Source organism: Aurantimonas sp. E1-2-R+4 (assembly GCF_036549515.1).
Lineage (GTDB): Bacteria > Pseudomonadota > Alphaproteobacteria > Rhizobiales > Rhizobiaceae > Aurantimonas > Aurantimonas coralicida_A.
In genome coordinates, this window is record NZ_JAZHLK010000066.1 from 1 (window position 1) to 19,200 (window position 19,200).

Annotated in this window: 18 protein-coding genes, 1 tRNA gene and 1 pseudogene; 2 read left to right on the top strand and 18 right to left on the bottom strand. The window is 65.8% G+C overall.

Translation table 11 applies throughout. The annotated features are described in order from the left end of the window. The 10 genes and pseudogenes from VQ045_RS19615 to VQ045_RS19660 form a co-directional block, all read right to left on the bottom strand. On the bottom strand, positions 1 to 387 hold a 387-nt coding region (locus VQ045_RS19615), incomplete at its 3' end, for an HD domain-containing protein (RefSeq protein WP_331831310.1). A 145-nt stretch (positions 388 to 532) separates the two neighbouring features. Further along, on the bottom strand, positions 533 to 1,024 hold the full coding sequence (locus tag VQ045_RS19620; protein ID WP_331831311.1) for a hypothetical protein: 492 nt from the start codon (positions 1,022 to 1,024) through the stop codon (positions 533 to 535). Continuing rightward, entirely contained in the window at positions 1,021 to 1,434 is a 414-nt protein-coding gene (locus VQ045_RS19625; RefSeq protein ID WP_331831312.1) for a hypothetical protein, read from the bottom strand. Before VQ045_RS19625 ends, VQ045_RS19620 begins: the two co-directional genes overlap by 4 nt. A gap of 442 nt (positions 1,435 to 1,876) precedes the next feature. Beyond that, complete coding sequence (locus tag VQ045_RS19630; protein ID WP_331831313.1) at positions 1,877 to 2,257, bottom strand: helix-turn-helix domain-containing protein; 381 nt, start codon at positions 2,255 to 2,257, stop codon at positions 1,877 to 1,879. Positions 2,258 to 2,397: 140 nt separating this feature from the next. Beyond that, positions 2,398 to 2,474: transfer RNA gene (locus tag VQ045_RS19635), tRNA-Arg, on the bottom strand. Positions 2,475 to 2,765: 291 nt separating this feature from the next. After that, positions 2,766 to 2,960, bottom strand: a complete 195-nt coding sequence (locus VQ045_RS19640; protein ID WP_331831314.1) for a hypothetical protein — start codon at positions 2,958 to 2,960, stop codon at positions 2,766 to 2,768. Between the two features lie 192 nt (positions 2,961 to 3,152). After that, positions 3,153 to 5,703 (bottom strand): annotated as a pseudogene (gene hrpB / locus VQ045_RS19645) (ATP-dependent helicase HrpB). Continuing rightward, positions 5,700 to 6,353, bottom strand: a complete 654-nt coding sequence (locus tag VQ045_RS19650; RefSeq protein WP_442879912.1) for an ATP-binding cassette domain-containing protein — start codon at positions 6,351 to 6,353, stop codon at positions 5,700 to 5,702. Before VQ045_RS19650 ends, hrpB begins: the two are co-directional and overlap by 4 nt. Then, positions 6,353 to 8,062, bottom strand: coding sequence for an ABC transporter permease (locus tag VQ045_RS19655; protein ID WP_331831316.1), 1,710 nt, complete (start codon positions 8,060 to 8,062; stop codon positions 6,353 to 6,355). The genes VQ045_RS19650 and VQ045_RS19655 overlap by 1 nt, the downstream gene beginning before the upstream one ends. Before the next feature lie 82 nt (positions 8,063 to 8,144). Next, the gene (locus VQ045_RS19660) at positions 8,145 to 9,368 is read right to left on the bottom strand and encodes an ABC transporter substrate-binding protein (RefSeq protein WP_331831317.1); all 1,224 of its coding nucleotides are present in this window, start codon (positions 9,366 to 9,368) and stop codon (positions 8,145 to 8,147) included. A gap of 178 nt (positions 9,369 to 9,546) precedes the next feature. Here VQ045_RS19660 and VQ045_RS19665 point away from each other — a divergent pair, with 178 nt between their 5' ends. Beyond that, positions 9,547 to 10,302: an SDR family NAD(P)-dependent oxidoreductase gene (locus VQ045_RS19665; protein ID WP_327648116.1), complete on the top strand. Its 756-nt coding sequence runs from the start codon at positions 9,547 to 9,549 to the stop codon at positions 10,300 to 10,302. A gap of 56 nt (positions 10,303 to 10,358) precedes the next feature. On the opposite strand, the gene VQ045_RS19670 is transcribed toward VQ045_RS19665, so the two are convergent. From VQ045_RS19670 to dnaK, 6 genes are all read right to left on the bottom strand, one after another. After that, positions 10,359 to 10,943, bottom strand: a complete 585-nt coding sequence (locus tag VQ045_RS19670; RefSeq protein ID WP_331831318.1) for an NADPH-dependent FMN reductase — start codon at positions 10,941 to 10,943, stop codon at positions 10,359 to 10,361. Next, positions 10,940 to 11,578, bottom strand: coding sequence for a class I SAM-dependent methyltransferase (locus tag VQ045_RS19675; protein WP_331831319.1), 639 nt, complete (start codon positions 11,576 to 11,578; stop codon positions 10,940 to 10,942). The genes VQ045_RS19670 and VQ045_RS19675 overlap by 4 nt, the downstream gene beginning before the upstream one ends. A gap of 41 nt (positions 11,579 to 11,619) precedes the next feature. Next, a complete protein-coding gene (locus VQ045_RS19680) occupies positions 11,620 to 12,273 on the bottom strand; it encodes a class I SAM-dependent methyltransferase (protein ID WP_327623576.1) in 654 nt (217 codons plus the stop codon). 120 nt (positions 12,274 to 12,393) lie between these two features. Continuing rightward, a complete protein-coding gene (gene dnaJ / locus VQ045_RS19685; RefSeq protein WP_327623575.1) occupies positions 12,394 to 13,530 on the bottom strand; it encodes a molecular chaperone DnaJ in 1,137 nt (378 codons plus the stop codon). Between the two features lie 228 nt (positions 13,531 to 13,758). Continuing rightward, positions 13,759 to 14,844: an acyltransferase family protein gene (locus VQ045_RS19690; protein ID WP_331831320.1), complete on the bottom strand. Its 1,086-nt coding sequence runs from the start codon at positions 14,842 to 14,844 to the stop codon at positions 13,759 to 13,761. Between the two features lie 244 nt (positions 14,845 to 15,088). Further along, positions 15,089 to 17,020, bottom strand: coding sequence for a molecular chaperone DnaK (gene dnaK, locus VQ045_RS19695; protein WP_327648120.1), 1,932 nt, complete (start codon positions 17,018 to 17,020; stop codon positions 15,089 to 15,091). A 592-nt stretch (positions 17,021 to 17,612) separates the two neighbouring features. On the opposite strand from dnaK, the gene VQ045_RS19700 reads away from it, so the two are divergent. Further along, positions 17,613 to 18,044, top strand: coding sequence for a hypothetical protein (locus VQ045_RS19700; protein WP_327648121.1), 432 nt, complete (start codon positions 17,613 to 17,615; stop codon positions 18,042 to 18,044). A 186-nt stretch (positions 18,045 to 18,230) separates the two neighbouring features. Here VQ045_RS19700 and VQ045_RS19705 read toward each other — a convergent pair whose 3' ends face one another. Further along, positions 18,231 to 18,398 (bottom strand): hypothetical protein, encoded by a 168-nt coding sequence (locus VQ045_RS19705; RefSeq protein WP_327648123.1) that lies wholly within the window; start codon positions 18,396 to 18,398, stop codon positions 18,231 to 18,233. Between the two features lie 162 nt (positions 18,399 to 18,560). Further along, positions 18,561 to 19,058, bottom strand: a complete 498-nt coding sequence (locus VQ045_RS19710; RefSeq protein ID WP_327623570.1) for a YciE/YciF ferroxidase family protein — start codon at positions 19,056 to 19,058, stop codon at positions 18,561 to 18,563. Between the last annotated feature and the right edge of the window lie 142 nt (positions 19,059 to 19,200).

Here is a 19,200-nt window from a genome sequence, read left to right on the forward strand (position 1 = left end):
CGTCATGAGAAGGGCCCCGATCGGGGCCCTTCTCATGACGTCACCTGGCACATATTTCCTCCGGCCAACTGGCGCATATTTGCTCCGGCGTTGACACGGATCGGCCTTGGCCCGACGAACGGCATCGAAGTAGTCCTCGCCGGCCCTATGCGTGAGAGCATCGACTGCCTGCACGACAGATGCGGAGAAGCCTGCGTCACGGAGCTGGTGGAGCGTCCATTGGCTGTCCTCGATCACATCGTGAAGGAGAGCAACGATCTTCGCCTCCTCGCCATCGACAGCGAGCGAAACACGGGACGGATGGGTGATGTATGGCGCGCCACCCTTGTCGACCTGGTCCGCGTGCGCCTGCATGGCGATGGCCGCTGCCCGCTCAATCGTGCTCATGCTGCTCCTTGTTCTCGCCGTCCGTGCACCACGACAGCACACCCAACGGCGCGGACCATTTTGCCGGGAACAGGTCGCAGCACAAGGGTGAGGCCGCGGTGCTGGAGGAGGGGGATCGGCGCCATGCAGTGACGCCGCGATATTTTCAGTCGGAACCCGCTCGCTCGAGTTTCGAGACCAGCACCTCCAGCTTGCGACCGGCCACTTCCACGCTGTCGCCATCAGACTGCGGAACGAGAGCCCTTGTTGCGCAGTGGGTGCTCCCGAGAGCCGACGCGGCAGAAAAGACCAGACCATACTCGATCACGGAGGCCGCCGCCCGGACCCGCAAATCCTCCGAGTATGCCGGTGGGGGAACGGGCAATCCGAACGCCTGTGCAATCTGAGATGCCTGCCATTTCGCGCCGTACCAGCCGCTGGCCAGGCGCCGATCGAATCCGTAAATCGCATCCCGGTCTTCGTAAAGCTCGCGGGCGGCATCCAAGGCCGACAACCGCTGGGCCTCATGGAGGACCGGGTTCTCCAAGGAGACGCGTTCGCAATCGGTGTATCGCTGCGGCGCAGCCGGCGCCCCGAGGGAATAGATCAGGAGGCCCGCCCCGAGCAGGATCGCACCGCTGATCGCCCTAATGATCATGCTACGACGTCCGCTGTTTCCCGCGTGGAAAGATTTACGGCGACGCAGCCGGCGTCTTCATGCTGTTCGACCACCTTCACAGGTTCCGGCGGCCGTGCAGACAGAGCCCCTTCGATTGCAGTATTGCGATGACGATTAATCCTTGCCGCGATCGCCAATAGCGCCTTTTCATCGGTTTTGCCCAACTCGCACCGTTTTGCCACGGCCTGTTGGAGGCGACGCAGTTGATGGTCCAGCTCCGATGCTTGCGCCCTCCTCACCAGCAATCCGATCAGGGCGATGGCGATCTCGGTATCGATCTGGCGTCCGACGGGGATGCGGAGCGCCTTCTGCCGGCCGCGGTAAGAGCCGGAGTACCGGGTGGAAGCCGTGCGCTGCTTCTGAGATGGCTTGCGCCGGTTTGATGGCATCTACTCTCTCCCAATGTTCCGACAGACGATTGCACGCTCTCCTGAAAGTGAGAACGGTGCCGCCGCACGAAGGAGGCTGAGAACGTCTGACGCCGTCATGCGTTTGGGTCGATCTCGCAGTTCTGGATCCGCGATTCTCAGCCCCGGAAAAGTGTTATCGGGTGTCGGAGTAACGCGGCAGTTGAAGGGCTTCGTTTCTGCTCTCCGCAGCGCCTACTGCAGTTGGCCCTGACAGCGTCAGAATTCTCGGGGCGGATTTGGTCCTTGGGATCGGCTCGATCAGACCGGGGATAGCGGGCTCTGTCCGAAGGCGCGCCCGGGCCGAAACCTTGTCACGGGGACGGGCAATCGAAGATCCTGTGGCCCTCGGCGCCCCCCCCCGTCGCCTGATCACGGTTAGGCGCCCGTCCGGCGCCTGCCGAAGCCATCGCCGCCAAGATTTCTACATCCTGGGCTGCCGCAGCATTACGCCAATGCCCTTGTCGTCATAATGCACGAAATCGATTCCAGCGGCCTGCAGGGCACGACACAGCTTTTCTCCAGTGCTAGCCCTTCCACCGAGAGCTCCGTCGGCAGCTTCTAGCCGTCGGACCGTCGCTATGGACACTCCGGAATGCTCGGAGAGCGCCTCTTGGGACCAGTTCAGCAAAGCCCTGGCTGCCTTTATCTGCCGAATTGTCACGGACTCGGTCGTCAGGGACCCGCTGTCATTTTTCATCTCTGGTGTACCTATAAGCGACGATATGAAAAATATTATAGCAGGGGTGTCCTGAGACTGCACGGCGAGCAAGCGACCGGCTCGCGCCGCCGGCAAGACCCGCATCAGCAGTCCGCCAGATTCTCTTGATGCGCAGGACTTCTAAGCCACACGTCCTGGGCAGCGGCAGGAATGTCGGGGGTGGACGTGTGTGGGATCAGTGTGTGGGGCGGCAGGCGCTTCCACGGCCAACCCCCTGGAATGGTTGGTGCACCCGACTGGATTCGAACCAGTGACCTCTGCCTTCGGAGGGCAGCGCTCTATCCAGCTGAGCTACGGGTGCCCGGGTCGCGGGCGACGTCCCGCAAGGGACATCGGCGCGCGGACGATCTCTCCCTAGCCGATCCCGCTTGCTCTCGCAAGGAAGTCTGCGCGCTCCTCCGAAGGCAGAGGTCACAGGCTCGAATCCTGTCGGATGCGATGCTTCGTCGAAGGGCCGATGTGGGGTGTGATCCAGTGTGGCGCACGTATGGTGGCTGTGGACCAAGATCTTTACCGGTAGCGACGAGACCCTCGAAGCGAACGGCGGCTTCCCTCTTTCCTCCGGATAATACCAACCTGCGGTGATAGGGACCTATTCGATGGCGCTGGACGGGCTTGTCCGGCCAGGAGCGCCGCGCGGTTCGATGCGGCGCATCGGGCAAGCGGTGCGACGCCGTCCGGCAAGCCCGTACTGCCCTCCGAAGGCCGGGCTCTCGCCGTGCCGGGCTTCGTCGCGGGCCTCGCCCGATGCGCCGCATCGCGCGTCGTCCCGCTCCTCGCCACGCATCGGCGATCGTCCCGGTCGAATGGGTTCCTATCACCGCAGGTTGGTATAAGTAGCTTCGACAACTTGAGCGATAGCTTCCTTTGAACGGAAATTCGGAAAACCAAGGATATCCCATCCTGTTGCGAGCTCTCCGGTGCGAGGTGCTGCGGACTCAGTCTCTCCAAATTTTTCTGTGCGAACTCGCCACACGGACTATTTGCGTGGCTTGGCCCGTGCCGTCGGCGCGGCGCGGGCCGGGTCTTCCGGCCAGACATGCTTGGGATAGCGCCCGCGCAGATCGGCCCGCACATCCGCCCAGGAACCGGACCAGAAGCCCGGCAGATCGCGGGTGATCTGGATCGGACGGTGGGCCGGCGACAGCAGCTCGATGGTCAATGGCAGCCGTCCGTCGGCGATGGCCGGATGGCGGGTCACGCCGAACAGTTCCTGCACGCGGATCGCCAGCACCGGCTGGTCTTCGTCATAGCGGATCGGCACGCGCGAGCCGGTCGGTGCCTCGAAATGCGATGGCGCCAACTGCTCCAGCCGGTCGCGCAATGGTGCCGGGATCAACCCGCGGAGCGCCTCCGACAGTGCGCCCGGCGTGATCTGCGACAGACTTGTCACCCCCGGAAGATACGGTAACAACCAGTCATCGAGACCGGCGAGCAACGCCGCCTCGGAAAAATCCGGCCAGGGCGGGCCGTAGGCCTTGGCCAGAAACCGCAACCGCCGCAGCAACCGCTCGCCCTCCTTGCCGAAGGGCAGCGCCGACAGGCCGAGGCGGCGAATGCCCTCGGCGAGCGCGCGGGCGGTCGCTTCGCCAGACGGCGCCGGCAGCGGCGCCTCCGACAGCGTCGCGCGGCCCAGACGCCGGATGTTGCGCGCCCGCACTTCGCGCGCCGTTCTGTCAAAGGCAACGACCATTTCGCTCACGGCCCGTTCGGCGGCAATCCGCTCCATCGCCGCCTCGCTCAGCGCGGCGGCCGACAGGATGCGGCCGGCACGCGCCTGACCCTGCAACTCGGCGACCACCAAGAATTTTTCACGGGCCAGCGCTGTCGTCTCGTCGAGGACGCCACCACGGCCACTGGTGAGGACGAAATGACCGCGGGCGCCTCGGGCGACAGCAATCCGGTCGGGATAGGCGAGCGCCAGCAACGCCCCCGCTTCGTCCGGCTCGTTCTCGCCGGAACCGGCCTCCCGCGCCGTCGCCGCGATCCGCCGTGCCAGGCCGTGCGCCGCCTTGGCCCGCGGGCCGCGATCGGCGCGAAACCGACGCAAGCGCTCGGCGAGATCCGTGTCGGTGCCGCCGAGGCCGCGTTCGGTGAGGAGCACGGCGAGCATCGCGGCATGCAGCCGCGCATCGCCGCCGGCCGCAACGACCATTCGGGCAAGGCGCGGCGGCAGGGGTAAAGTTCGCATCGCCTCGCCCGTCGCGGTCAGCCGGCCGGTCGCGTCGAGCGCGCCGAGTTCGGCCAGAAGCGCCCGTGCCTCGGCGATCGCGGGCGTGGGGGGCGGATCGAGGAAGGCGAGATCCGACGGCTCGGCGACACCCCAGGCGGCGCAATCGAGGACCAGACCCGACAGGTCGGTCGCGAGAATCTCCGGCCGGTCGAAGGCGTCCAGCCCGGCCGTCTGCTCGGCGCGCCACAGCCGGATCGCGGTTCCCGGCGCGGTACGTCCGGCGCGGCCCGCTCGCTGGTCGGCCGAAGCGCGCGAGACGCGCACCGTCTCCAGCCGCGACAGGCCGGTCGCCGGCTCGAAGACCGGCTGCCGCCTCAGCCCGGAATCGATAACGACGGACACGCCGTCGATGGTCAGCGACGTCTCGGCGATCGACGTAGCGAGCACGATCTTGCGGGTGCCGACCGGCGCCGGGCGAACGGCCTGGTCCTGCGCCGCGCCGTCCATGGCGCCGAACAACGGCGCCACAACGACATTGTCGGGCACGATGGCACCCAGCCGCTCGGCGACGCGCTCGATCTCGCGCTGGCCGGGCAGGAAGACCAGAAGACTGCCCGCCTCCTCGGCGAGCGTCGCCCGCGTCGCGGCGACCACCGCGTCCTCCNATCTCGCGCTGGCCGGGCAGGAAGACCAGAAGACTGCCCGCCTCCTCGGCGAGCGTCGCCCGCGTCGCGGCGACCACCGCGTCCTCCACCGGCTCGGTTCCGGGCCGGTCGCGATAGCGGATTGTCACCGGAAAGGCGCGGCCGGCGCTCTCGATCACCGGCGCATTGCCCAGCAGCGCGGCGACGCGGGCACCGTCGAGGGTCGCCGACATGACCAGGATCCGCAGATCCTCGCGCAGCGCCGACGCCACGTCGAGCGCCAACGCCAGGCCGAAATCGCCGTCCAACGAGCGCTCGTGAAACTCGTCGAAGAGGACGGCCGCAACTCCTTTGAGCTCGGGGTCCGACAGGACCATGCGGGTAAAAACGCCTTCGGTGATGATCTCGATCCGGGTCTTCGCTGAAACCTTGGTGTCGAGCCGCATGCGCCAGCCGACCGTCTCGCCGACCGCTTCCCCGATGATCTGTGCCATCCGCCGCGCCGCCGCGCGCGCCGCGAGCCGGCGCGGCTCGACGAGCAGGATCTTGCCGCTGGCCATGAAGGCTTCGCCCAGCAGATGCAGCGGCACCAGCGTCGTCTTGCCGGCGCCCGGCGGGGCCACGAGCACGGCGCGGCCGGCGTCGGTCAGGGCGGCGGCGACGTCGGAAAGGACCGCCGAGACCGGCAGTTCGGGAAGCGCTAGCCGCGTCACGGCGCCGCCGCCGCCGGCAGCGCGACGATCGGACCGCCGGCCGCTTCGGCATCCTCGCGGTCATGGGTGACCAGCAGCGCGGGAATGTCGCGCTCCGCCACGAGGCCGAAGACGAGGCGCCGGATCGTTTGGCGCAATTCGGCGTCGAGGCCCGAGAAGGGCTCGTCGAGGAGCAGCGCCTTCGGCTCGGCCAGAAGCGTGCGCGCCAGCGCGACGCGGGCCGCCTGACCGCCGGACAGCGTCGCGGGATCGCGGGCGAAGTGATCGCCAAGGCCGACCTTGTCCAGCATCGCCTCCGCCGCTTCGCGGCGCGCATGGCGGCCCTTGATGGCGGACGGCAGGGCAAACAGAAGATTCTCGCCGACCGACATGTGCGGAAGCAGCAAAGCATCCTGGAAAAGCAGGCCGATGCGACGGCGCTCCGGCGGCAGCCCGGTCAGGTCGCGGCCATCAAGAACGACGCGTCCCCTTGCCTGGAAGGCCGGGTCGAGAAAGCCGGCGATCAGCGCAAAGAGCGTCGACTTGCCCGAACCGGACGGCCCCATGACGCTCAGCGTCTCACCGGGCGCGATCCGCGTGTCGAGCGCCAGCAGGCGATGCTCGCCGAGCCGGATCTCGAGCCCTTCGAGAAGCAGTCCCCTGTTATTCATCATCCGGCCCTCATGCCGCGCCGGTGACGCCAGAGCAAGATCGGAACGAGACCGGACGCGGCGAAGGCGAGGAAGGGCAGCAGCGTCTGCAACAGCGCGTAGGCGCCGATGATCCGGCGATTGCCGCCCGAGGCCAACGCCACCGCCTCGGTGGTGATGGTCGGCAGCCGCCCGGCGCCGACGAGAACGGTCGGCAGATATTGCCCGACCGAGACTGCGAGGCCGATCGCCAGCGCCGTCAGCACCGGCGCCGTCAACATCGGCAGACGCACGCGGGCGAACACCGACATGCGCGAGCGGCCGAGGCTTGCCGCCACCCGCTCGTAACGCGGGTCGAGGGCGAACCACGGATCGGCCAGGGCCAGCGCCGCATAGGGCGCGACGAAGACGAGATGGACGGCGATGAGCAGCGGGATCGACGGGGTCAGGCCGACGGCCAGAATCAGCACCTGCAGGCCGAAGACGAAGGAGATCTGCGGCACGATCAGCGGCAGATACAGCAATCCGGCGATCGTCGAGGGCAACCGCACCTCGCCGCCGCGCGCCGCCGGAAACCGGCGGCGGTGGCCTTCGAGCAGCGCGATGACGAGGATAAGCGCCAGCAAGGCGGCGGCCAAGGCGACGACGAAGGTCGTCCAGAGCGGACCCGACGCCCCGGCGAGCGCTCGCCGCCACGTTGTCAGGTCGAAGCTACGCGGCAACAGGTCGGGAAAGCCCCAGAAGCCCGACACCGACCACATGAGCAGCATCGCAAGACCGAGGAAGACCGCCGCGCCCGACAACGCGACCGGCACCGCGGCGAGATCGCGTGCAACCCGATCTTCGGCAAAACGTCTGCCGGTGTGCGCGAGGCATCGGCAGGTCCAGCCCATCGCCCGCTCACCCGCCAGCCAGACGGCAATCACGAACAACGTGGCGCCGAGTTGCAGCATCGCGCCGGCCGACGCCTGAAAGCGCATCGCCAAGTCCGGATCACCCATCCAGCCGAGCAGCCGAACCGCGAGCGGCGCCGGCGTCGAGGGCCCAAGAATCAGCGCCACATCGACCACCGAGGAGGCGAAGGCGGCGACCGCGACGATCGGCAGACGGATCTGCCGGTAGACCGACGGCCAGACCGCCAGAACGAAGCCGGCGATCCGGCCATAGCCGAGCGAGCGGGCGAGCCGCATCCGCTGCTCGGCGTCGGCCTGCGGCAGCGCGGCGAAGGCGACAAGAAGCAGGAACGGCATTTCCTTGGCGACCAGCGCGGCCATCATCGATAGCGCGAACGGATCACCGACGATCAAAAGGTCCGGTGGACGGTCGAAGCCGAGCGCGAAGGCGGCAAGGCGGAAGACCAGTCCGGACGGGGCGATCAGGAACAGGAGGCCGAAGGCCGCCGCCGCGTGGGGCACGGCCAAAGGCGACGCGAGACTCTGGCGGGCGAGGCGGAAGGTGCGCGTGCCGAAGAAGGCGGCGAGAAAGATCGCGACGCCCACCACCGAGACGAAGGTCGTCAGCAGCCCGGACGCGACGCTCAGCGCAACCGACGTGCCGATACCCGGCTCGTTCAGGAGATCGCGAAACGGCTGCAGCGAGACCGTGTCGCCGCCGAGCGCCGGCAGATAGCCGAAGGCCGGCAGGATCGCGCCGGCCAGCCCGACGCCGACCGGGGCGGCGAGGAGGAGAGCGATCAGCCAGGGTATGGAGTCGAGACGTCTCTGTCTCATGGGACGAGGATCTCGACGGACGCGGCGCGCCTCTGTTCTGGTCGGCGGCGTGCCGTCCCGGGCGTTATAGCGGAACCCGTACTCAACTTCCGTAGCGCCGTTTCCACTCCGCCTCGATGCGGGTCATCCAGGAGGCGTCTGGCTCAGGCAGCACCGGGCCAAGATCGGCCGGGGCCAGGGTCGCCACGCCGCGATCGAGATTGGCGAATGCGTCGCGATCCTCCACCGGCAGCTTGTCCATGGCGAGCACGGTGGGATCGCCCCAATATTTTGGATCTTCCTTGCGCAGTTGTGCTTCCGGCGACAGCAAGAAATCTGCGACCACCATCGCCGCTGCCTTGCTCCCCGAATTATAGGGGATCGCGACGAAATGCGTGTTGCCGAGCGTGCCTCCCGGAAAAACGAAGGAGCGCACCGTGTCCGGCAGTTCGCCGGCCGCGATCGCCGCCGAGGCCTCGGCCGGATTGAAGGCGAAGATGATCCCGAGTTCGCCGTCGGCGAGAAGCTGCTTCATCGCCGGATAGTTCTGCGGGTAATCCCGGCCGCCGCGCCACAGCGCCGGGCGGAGCGCGTCGAGCCAGGCCCAGAGCGGCGCCGTCACCGCCGCGAAGGTCGCCTCGTCGACCGGTTTCGCGAGCACGGACGGGTCGTCCGCCTGTTCGATCAACACCTGTTTCAGAAAGCTCGAGCCGATGAAGTCCGGCAGCGCCGGATAGGAGAACTGGCCCGGATTGGCCTTTGCCCATTTAAGCAGCGAGTCGGTGTCCGTCGGCATGTCGGCGACAGGACCGGAGCGCGCGGTGTCGACGAAGAACACCATCTTCGCCCCGCCCCAGGGCGATTCCTGGCCATTGGTCGAGACGGTGGAGTCCGTGGTAACGCTCGGATTGGCGGTATCGACATAGCGCCAGTTTGGCAGCTTGGTGGCAAATCCCTTCGCCAGAAGGCCTTTCTCCTGCATCGAGACGAAATTCTCGCCATTGATCCAGACAAGGTCGACCGAACCGCCGTCGTCCTTGCCAGCGGTCTTTTCGGCAACGACCGCGGCGACGGCGTTCGCCGTATCGTCGAGCTTGACATGGTTCAGCGTAACGCCGAACCGGTCCTTCACCTCGTCGGCGACCCACCGGATGTAATCATTGATGTTCTGGGAGCCGCCCCAGGCGTTGAAATAGACGCTCTGACCCTCGGCCGCGTCCAGAACAGCAGGCCAATCCGACGGATCTGGGTCCGCGGCACTCGCCGGCGGTCCCGCCGAAAGGATCGCCGTTAGCGCAGCTATTCCCAAGCCCCATGCCTTCATCATCCGTCCTTCCGGTTTTCGGTGGACCGCCATCCACATTTGTGCGGCGATCGCCTACATGCGCGCTAGATGAAGCAGCGAACATGCTAAAAGCAACCGAATGCCGCTGTCGCCGGGCAACGTTGACTGCAACGTGATCGCCCGTGACGACCGGACGCCATCGGCGGAGAAGGACCGAACCATGTCGGAGACCATGCGCGACGAGCGCAAGACCCTGGTGCTGACCGGCGCCTCGCGGGGCATCGGCCACGCGACCGTGAAGCGGTTCTCCCGCGAGGGCTGGCGGGTGATCACCTGCTCGCGCCAGGACTTCGCCGACAACTGCCCCTGGCCGGCCGGCCCGGAAGACCACATCCGGGTCGACCTCTCCGACCAGGAGGACGTCGGCTTTGCGGTCTCGGAAATCCGGCGGCGGCTGGAAGCGAATGGTTCCGAACTCCACGCCCTCGTCAACAACGCGGCGATCTCGCCGAAAGGCGACGGCGGCGCCCGGCTGGACTCCATCGGTACGACCATGCACGCTTGGCGCGACGTCTTCCAGGTCAATTTCTTCGCGCCGATCATGCTCGCTCGCGGTCTGTTCAAGGAATTGTCCAAGGCGAAGGGCTCGATCGTCAACATCACTTCGATCGCGGGGGGGCGCGTGCATCCTTTCGCCGGTACGGCCTATGCCACGTCGAAAGCGGCGCTCAACTCGCTGACCCGTGAAATGGCGCATGATTTCGGTCCGGCTGGCATCCGGGTCAACGCGATCGCGCCCGGCGAGATCGAGACGGCGATCCTGTCGCCGGGCACCGAGAAGATGATCGACGACATCCCGCTGCGCCGTCTCGGCCAGACCTCGGAAGTGGCGGACGTCATCTATTTCCTGTGCTCCAGCCAAGCCTCCTACGTCACCGGGTCCGAACTCCACATCAATGGCGGCCAGCACGTGTGACCGCCGCTCGGCGGACATTCCCGCTTCGGCCGAAAGATCCCCGCCGTATCGTCCGCTCAGCCGTGCCGGCCGAGACTGCGGGAGGTGTCGAGCAGCTTGTCGACCAGCGCCTCCAGCGACGTTCGGGCGATGTCGTCGGCAAGCCGGCCGTCGTCGTCGAAACCCGTTGCCGCGTTGGCCACGCTGCATTGCTGGGTAATGACATCGGCGCCGAGCGCCCGCATCACGATACGCAGGGCCTCCAGTCCACGCATGCCGCCGAAGCGACCGGGCGATGCGGAGGCGAGCCCGACCACCAGTCCCTTGAAGGGCTGGATCGGGCGCCCGTTCACCTTGCGGACCCGGCTCACCCAGTCGATGGTGTTCTTCACGAGCGGCACCAGCGAGTGATTGTATTCGGGGCTGACCAGAAGCAACCCGTCCTGCGCCGCGATCCGTTGCGCCAAGAGGTTGGCGTTCTCAGGCACGCCGGCCTCCGCTTCATGGTCGCCGTCGTAAATCGGCAGCGGATAATCGGCGAGGTCGACCAGCGTCACCACCGCGTCGGTCAGCGCCAGCATCCGCGCGGCCTCGGCCGCGAGCCTGCGATTGTGGGAGGCCAGCCGCAGCGAGCCCGCAATGACGAGGATCTTGGCGCTCAAGACTCTGCCGCTCCGGTTTGGCCGGAGCGGTCCTGCGAATAGATCCAGACACGCGCCGGCGGGATATTCCGCCAGACCCTCGGCGAGGCTGACACGGTAAACACGCTCGGCACCGCCTCCACCGGCGGCCCCAGGAGGTAGGAGAGCTGGGTCAGATTACCGCCTGGCAGCAAGCGCGAAAAGTAATCCCGAAACAGCGCCTGACGCTCCGCCTGCGCGAGATTCGCGATCGGAATGGCGAACAGGATCGCGGCGAATTTCTCGCCTCGCCGCGCCCCCAGCGTCGTGTCGAGATCGAAGCCGTCGCCCTGGATCACGTTCACCCGGGGAAACCGCTGGCGCAGCATCCGGGCGAAATTCGGAGTATATTCGATCGCGGTGATGCGCTCCGGGGCGACGCCGTTATCCAGTAGCGCGCGCGTCACCACGCCAAGGCCCGGACCAAGCTCGAGGATCGGGCCGTTAAGCTCGGTCGTCGCGTGGCGCACCATCATCTGACAATAAGCCCGGCTCGACGGCGCGACGGCGCCCATCTTGATCGGATGCCGCACCCAACTGGCGAGAAATCTCGCCCAGTCGGCCGCACTGCTACCCGTACCGCTTTCCGGCGTATTCACATCCCCGTCTCCGGCCATGGACGCTTCCGTCTCGATTCCACCCGACTCGCCCATCGCCGCTACGCGGAGCGATAGACCAACACCCTCGCCGGCGGCAGGTTCCGCTTGATCCACGGGCTGGTCTCAAGACGCGCACCGATCCGGCGCGGCTTCACAGGGACGGTGAGAGCATAGGAAAACTGGATGAACGGGGCGTCCGGCCGCATCCGGGCCAAGGCGCCGCCGACGACCAGTTCGCGTTTTTCGTCCGGCTTGGTGAACAGCGGCAGACCGGAAATGACCGCCTCCAGGCGTCGGCCGGCGAGAGCCTTGTCCAACGCTTGGCTGGGCGCATAGGCGTCCCCCTGGATGACATGCGCCGCCGGAAAACGCGCCCGCAACAGGACGCAGAACTCTGGTGAAAATTCGACCAGGATCAGCGCCGATTCCGGCACGCCGCGCTCGATCAGACACTGGGTGACGACGCCGGTGCCGGGACCAAGCTCGAGAACCCGGGAGTTGTCGTCGAAGCGGGCCGGATCGGGAACGAAGGCGGCCATGGCGGCCCCAAGCGCGCGTGAGGACGGCGACACCGCCCCCATGACCAGCGGCCGCTGCAACCAGCCCCTGAAAAACCGGGCCTCGTCGCTGACCTTCGGGCGCGCCCGGGAACGCAAAGCCTTCAGGCGGTCGCGGGCACGCAGAGGAGGACGCGGTTCCAGAGTTCCCAACACGTGCACACACTCCCGTAACGCGCGAAGCCTTGGCTCCGGTTTCCTGCTGATGCCCGGCCCCTTGTAACGAATTCTTGACGAAAAGGTCGACCGTTTCGTTTCGCTCCCCCCGGGCGGGGCTCAGGTCTCGCTGAGATGCTCGAAAAACTCTTTCATCCGAGCGAAAAACCCGGTTGATTGGGGCGAATTCTCGGACGAGGAAATTTCCTCGAACTCCTCCAGAAGCTCCCGCTGGCGACGCGAGAGCTTCTGCGGAGTCTCGATCGTCACCTGGATAAAGAGATCGCCGACCTGCGGCGAACGCAGCACCGGCATGCCCTTGCCCCGCACTCGGAACTGCTTACCGGTCTGGGTGCCGTCCGGCACCTTCACACGGGTGGTATTGCCATCCAGCGTGGAGACATCGAAATGCCCGCCAAGTGCAGCGGTGGTCATCGACATGGGCGCCTGGCAGAACAGATCGGCGCCGTCGCGCTGGAAGAATTCGTGCGGTTTGACCGACAGGAAGATGTAGAGGTCGCCGGCGGGGCCGCCGCGAAGGCCGGCTTCGCCCTCGCCCGCGAGACGGATGCGCGTTCCGTCCTCGATGCCGGCCGGAATGTTGACCGACAGCTTGCGCTCCTCGGGCAGGCGACCGTCGCCGCCACATTTGCCACAGGGGTCGGCGATCACCTGGCCACGGCCCTGGCAGGACGGACAGCTTCGTTCGATCGAGAAGAAGCCTTGCGCGGCCCGCACGCGGCCGATGCCACCGCAGGTCGAACAGGTTTTCGGGCTGGAGCCGGGACGGGCGCCGGTGCCGGTGCATTCGTCGCACTGGATCGTCGTCGGCACACCGATCTCGGCGGTCTTGCCGGCGAACGCCTCCTCCAGGCTGATGTCCATATTGTAGCGAAGATCCGAGCCGCGCTCGCGGCCACCGCTGGGCTGGCGCCCGCGCGAGCGGCCGCCCATCATCTCGCCGAAGATGTCGTCGAAGATGTCGGCCATGGATGAGGAGAAATCGCCGCGGAAACCGGCGGCGCCGTTGCCGTTCTGGAACGCTGCATGACCGAAGCGGTCGTAGGCCGAGCGCTTCTGCTGGTCTTTCAGCACCTCGTAGGCTTCGCCGAGTTCCTTGAACTTCCCCTCCGCCTCGGCGTCGCCGGGATTGCGGTCGGGGTGATATTGCATCGCGAGCTTGCGAAATGCGACCTTCAGTCCCTTCTCGTCGACGTCCCTGGAGACGCCGAGCATTTCGTAGTAATCGACCTTCATTCACGCTTCCATCGGTTCTTCGGCGGGCGAATCGGGGCAAACGCCTCCGGCGTCCGGCATCGGGGGCGCCGCGATCCTTCGATGTAGGAACGGATGGCTTGCGATACCATAGCGGCAGGTCGGATGAAAAGCGCCGCGATCGCGACGACTACCTCCGCGCACCCGCCCGCTGTCGGGCAATTTCGTCTCTGGCGATCCAATTTTAGCGCGGCGCGGTCGCGCTCTCACTCAGGCCGAAGCGGCGCCCGCGGGCTTCGGTGAAGATGCGCGCCGCGGCCCGGCGATCAGATTGCCGAAGCGGCGCTCCAGATAGCGATCGGATAGCATGGCGATCGCCACGGTGGCAGCCATCGGCACCGTCCAATAGACGTAGAAATCCACGATATCGAGCTGACCCAACCAGCGATCCCAGACAACTGTCAGGAACAGGAACTCCATGACGGGATGCCAGAGATAGATGCCGAAGGCGACGCGGGTAAACGGCATGAGCCGGGCGAGCACGCCGGTGGAAGCCGGCCGGGCGGTCTCGGCAAGCGCCGTCGCCGTCAGCGAGGTGGCGAGAAGGGCCAGCGTCAGATAGGGGGTGGTCTGGTCGATCATCGTCGCGACGGCGGCAGCGAACAACATCAGGCCAGGCCAATGCGAGCGGATATCGATCGACCGGCGGCCCACCAGGACGGCAATAATCGCACCCATGACGAAATCGGCGAAAGCGCGATAGGCTCCGAGCGTGTCGGCGCTCGTCCAGTGCCCCGACGGAAAGACGCCGCGCCAGGAGGCATATTCCAGCGCCGCCACCCAGATCGCCAACATCAGGACGAGGCCACGCAGCCCCTTCCAGCGAAACATCACCAGGATCAGCGGAAACAAGGCGTAGGAAAAGAACTCGGCGCTGACCGACCAGGACACATAATTGAGCGCGAGACCGCTTGTCGTGCCGAGCGCGTGCAGGGCGAGCAGATGCTGGGGCAGCGCGGCGAGCTCGCGCGCGAACGGGTAGTGGTCGGCCCCCGCTAGAAGGGCCGCCAGCGCGACGGCGGCAAAGAACATCGTGACGATGAAATGCAGCGGGTAGAGGCGGGCGACGCGTCGGCGCATGAAGTCGCGATAGTCGGCGGCCGAGCGGATCTGATCGGCGTAGCGCGTGGCGATGAAGAACCCCGAGATCATGAAGAACATGTCGAGGAGCGGTAAAAGCCGGCGCAGGAACTCGGTGCCCGTCTCGGCGCCATAGGGCGCGGAATACAGGAAATGATAGGCCATCACCAGCATTGCGGCGACAAACCGCCAGCAGTCGAACACGCGGTAATACAAGGCCAAGCTCCCGCCAGCATCGTCGGTTTACCGACAAGCGCCATGGCGACGGCGCCTGCGTTCAACCTTGGATAGGCACGCAGACACGCGACACTGCAAGCCAAGCCTTGAGAACTGGTTAACCTTTGCAGGGGCATCCCCCTCCAAACGCAAAGAGCCCCGGCGCTGACGCCGGGGCTCCTGACTGTTCAAAACCGGCCCCAGACCCGTCTGGTCCAGGCCGCGTCCGCTGCCCTGCGAAAGGTCAGGCAGACTTCTTCTGGTCCTCTTCGCCGTCGACTTCCTCGAAGTCGGCGTCGACCACGTCGTCCTTGGCGGCGGCTTCGGCGTCGGCCTCACCCGCTTCGCCGGCCGGCTGCTCGGCCTGGGCGGCTTCGTACATGGCCTGACCGAGCTTCATCGAAACCTCGGCGAGACGATCGCTCTTGGTCTTAATCGTCTCGGCGTCGGCTTCTTCCTTCTGGAGTTCGGCCTTCAGATCGTCGATCGCCGAGCGGATGGCGGCGCGATCCTCCTCGGAGACCTTGTCGCCATAGTCCTCGAGCGACTTCTCGGCCGAATGCACCAGGCTCTCGGCCTGGTTCTTCGCCTCGACGCCCGCGCGCCGCTTCTTGTCTTCCTCGGCGTGACTCTCGGCGTCCTTGACCATCTGCTCGATGTCGGCGTCGCTGAGGCCACCGGACGCCTGGATGGTGATCCGCTGCTCCTTGTTGGTGCCCTTGTCCTTGGCCGAAACATTGACGATGCCGTTGGCGTCGATGTCGAAGGTTACCTCGATCTGCGGGATGCCGCGCGGTGCCGGCGGAATGCCCTCAAGATTGAAGCGGCCGAGCGACTTGTTGTCGGCCGCCATTTCGCGCTCACCCTGATAGACCTGGATGGTGACGGCGTTCTGGCTGTCCTCGGCGGTCGAGAAGACCTGGCTCTTCTTGGTCGGGATCGTGGTGTTGCGGTCGATCAGGCGGGTGAACACCCCGCCCAGCGTCTCGATGCCGAGCGACAGCGGCGTCACGTCGAGCAGCAGCACATCCTTGACGTCGCCCTGCAGAACGCCGGCCTGGATCGCCGCGCCCATGGCCACGACCTCGTCCGGGTTGACGCCCTTGTGAGGCTCCTTGCCGAAGAATTTCTTCACCGTCTCCTGAATCTTCGGCATGCGCGTCATACCGCCGACCAGCACGACCTCGTCAATGTCCGCAGCGGTCAGACCGGCATCCTTGAGCGCCGATTTGCAGGGGCCCACGGTGCGCTGGACGAAATCGTCGACGAGGCTCTCATATTTGGAGCGCGTCAGCTTCATCGTCAGGTGCTTCGGACCGGACTTGTCGGCGGTGATGAACGGCAGATTGATCTCGGTCTGGCTGGCCGATGAGAGTTCGATCTTGGCCTTTTCGGCGGCCTCCTTGAGGCGCTGCAGCGCGAGCTTGTCGCCCTTAAGGTCGATACCCTGGTCCTTCTTGAACTCGGCCGCGAAATATTCGACGAGACGCATGTCGAAATCTTCACCGCCGAGAAAAGTGTCGCCATTGGTCGACTTCACCTCGAAGACGCCGTCGCCGATCTCCAGGATCGACACGTCGAAGGTGCCGCCGCCGAGATCGTAGACCGCGATGGTCTTGCCGTCATTCCGGTCGAGGCCGTAAGCGAGCGCCGCCGCGGTCGGCTCGTTGATGATGCGCAGCACTTCGAGGCCGGCGATCTTGCCGGCGTCCTTGGTCGCCTGGCGCTGGGCGTCGTTGAAATAGGCCGGGACGGTGATGACCGCCTTCTCGACCTTCTCGCCGAGATAGGCCTCGGCGGTTTCCTTCATTTTCTGAAGGATCATGGCGGAGATCTGCGAGGGCGAGTATTTCTCGCCATTGGCCTCGACCCAGGCATCGCCATTGGACCCCTCGACGATGGCGAAAGGCACCATCTTCTTGTCCTTGGCCACGGTCGGATCTGCGTAGCGGCGGCCGATCAGCCGCTTGACCGCGAACAGGGTGTCCTCAGGATTGGTCACCGCCTGGCGCTTGGCCGGCTGGCCGACCAGACGCTCGCCGTCATCGGTGAACGCGACCATGGACGGCGTCGTGCGCGCACCCTCGGCGTTCTCGATGACCTTGGCGTTCTTGCCGTCCATGACGGCGACACAGGAATTGGTGGTGCCAAGGTCGATACCGATTACCTTCGCCATGAATATTCTCCTTCTTGAGCGAGCCGCCCGGGACCCTCGAAGAGGCGTTCCGGAAAGGGCAGCCCCCGAAATTCTTGGAAGTGCCGCAGAGCCGGAGCCTTGAGACGAACCGGTTTTGCGGGGCTGGCGGCTATATATGAAGTGCAATTTGGGGGTGCAAGTCGACCGGTGGCGGTTTCCTCGGCGGCGACCGGCGCGGCCCCGCCCGGGTCGCGGCATCCGCGTTGGCGGGGAAAAACGCGCTGGCCCGGCTGCAGCGCCACCCTATTTGGTTATGCGAGGCCCAAAACGCGGCCTTTTTACGGGGCTTGGGCAAAGGAGCATCAGCCATGAACGGTATCATCTATCTCGTCGGACTCGTGGTCGTCGTCGCCGTGATCCTGTCCTTCCTCGGCGTGTTTTAGGGTAGCAGCGCGACGATTCACCCGGCCGTGCCGCTGGCCCACGGTGTCCTTGCGTCTGTCTGGCGGTGCAGTCGCGCCCGGCCGCCTGAGCCAATGCTCGGGGTAGCCAGACGCGGCTCTGCGGCCAGATCGCGTGCCGGCGGATGCGCGGAACGACGGCGTCCGTCGGGACATCGGCTGCGCACGCGATGATCGGACAAACCTGCCCTGACGCGGGGCCGGGCGCAGCCTGCCGGCATCCCGCAGTCATGGCGCCATGTGCCGACAAATATTTGGAATCTGTTGGCGACCTCCCGCTTGCGGGGCGTTGCGAACGGGCGCACACTCGCGAGATAGAATTTCTTCTGGAGACGACGATGCGGACTGTTATTGCAATGGCAATCCTGGGTGTGATGGCCGCCAGTCCGGCATTTGCGGACTCAACCACAGGGACCGTGGCCGCGTTCGATCGCGTCGACCATATCCTGGTGCTCAACGACAAGACCATCTGGGATCTGTCGCCGGTCATCGACCTCGTGCCGGAGGATCTGAGATCCGGTGACAAGATCAAGATCACCTACACCTCCGCTGGCGACAACGGCTGGGGCAAGGTCGACTCGATCTCCGCCGTCGAAAAATAGGTCTGACGGTCGCTCCGCCGGCCCGGACATTTGATTTCCGGGCGGTGCCGAACTGGATGCAGTCCGGGGCCGGCCGGACGCGGTATGGTCGCCGCGTGGTCAGCCATGCCCTGATGGAGCGCGCCGTGGGACAGGCGCCCACCCGGGATTTGGGCAAGGCGTCGCTCCGGCAGTAGGCCTACCCTCTCAGGCCAGCAGACGCGCGATCTGATAGATCGCCAATCCGCAGATCAGCGCGCCGACGAGGCGAAGCAGCGGTTTTTCCGGGATGATCCGGACCGCGTAGGCCGCCAGCGGGGCCGCCATGACGCCACCCAGAATGAGCCCGCCGACCGCCACCGCGTTGCCTGTCATATCGGCTTCCTCCCAGCGGCCGGTCAGGAGCGCGGCGCTTCACTACAAGGCTTGCATGCCACGCGCCCCCACGCCGGCTCGCGCGAGAAGATTCGGCCGTTCGATCGCGGCCGAAAAAGCGGCCCGCAGCCTTCCTTGGGCGAGCGGGCGGGGACCGAACACCTAGCCCAACGCTGCCTTGTTGATGCCGCCCTCGGCCAGCTTCGTCATGTGGGCATCGCCGTGATAAGTCGCGTCCAGGCATTTCTGCAGCTTGTGGGCATCGTCCTTCAGGTCGAGACGCTTGGCGAAGGCGACAAGACAGCCATAGCCGGCGATCGCGTAGTGGGCCATGCGCTGATACTGGCTGATGATCATCGCGTCACGGGCGTCGGGGTCGGAAATGTCTTCCTGTATGCCGTGCGCTCTGGCTTCCTTGACCAAACCCTCCATGCCCTTGCAGAATTCCTCGCCAGGCTTGGCGTCATGCGCCGCTATAACCGCCTTCAACGTTTCCAGCCCCTTCTCGATGCCGTCGACGCCGGCCTGAAGAGCCTTCTTCAAACCATCGTTATGGGCGGCGCCGGCCAGTTCGCGTGTCACCTTCGCCGCCTGTGTGTCAGCGCTGTGAACATCTTGAAGCTGGTCGAGATAGATGTCCTTGAGATTGGCGAGTGCCATCGGTCGGCTCCTTGGTTTGATTTCCCGAAGGCTAGAGCATCCGGCGAATAATTTGAATCGACGGGTTCCCATTTGATGTTCGGTTTGATTCTCTGTGAGCAGGAGGTGCTCTATGGGAAAGGCTGTTTCATCAGATTTGCGG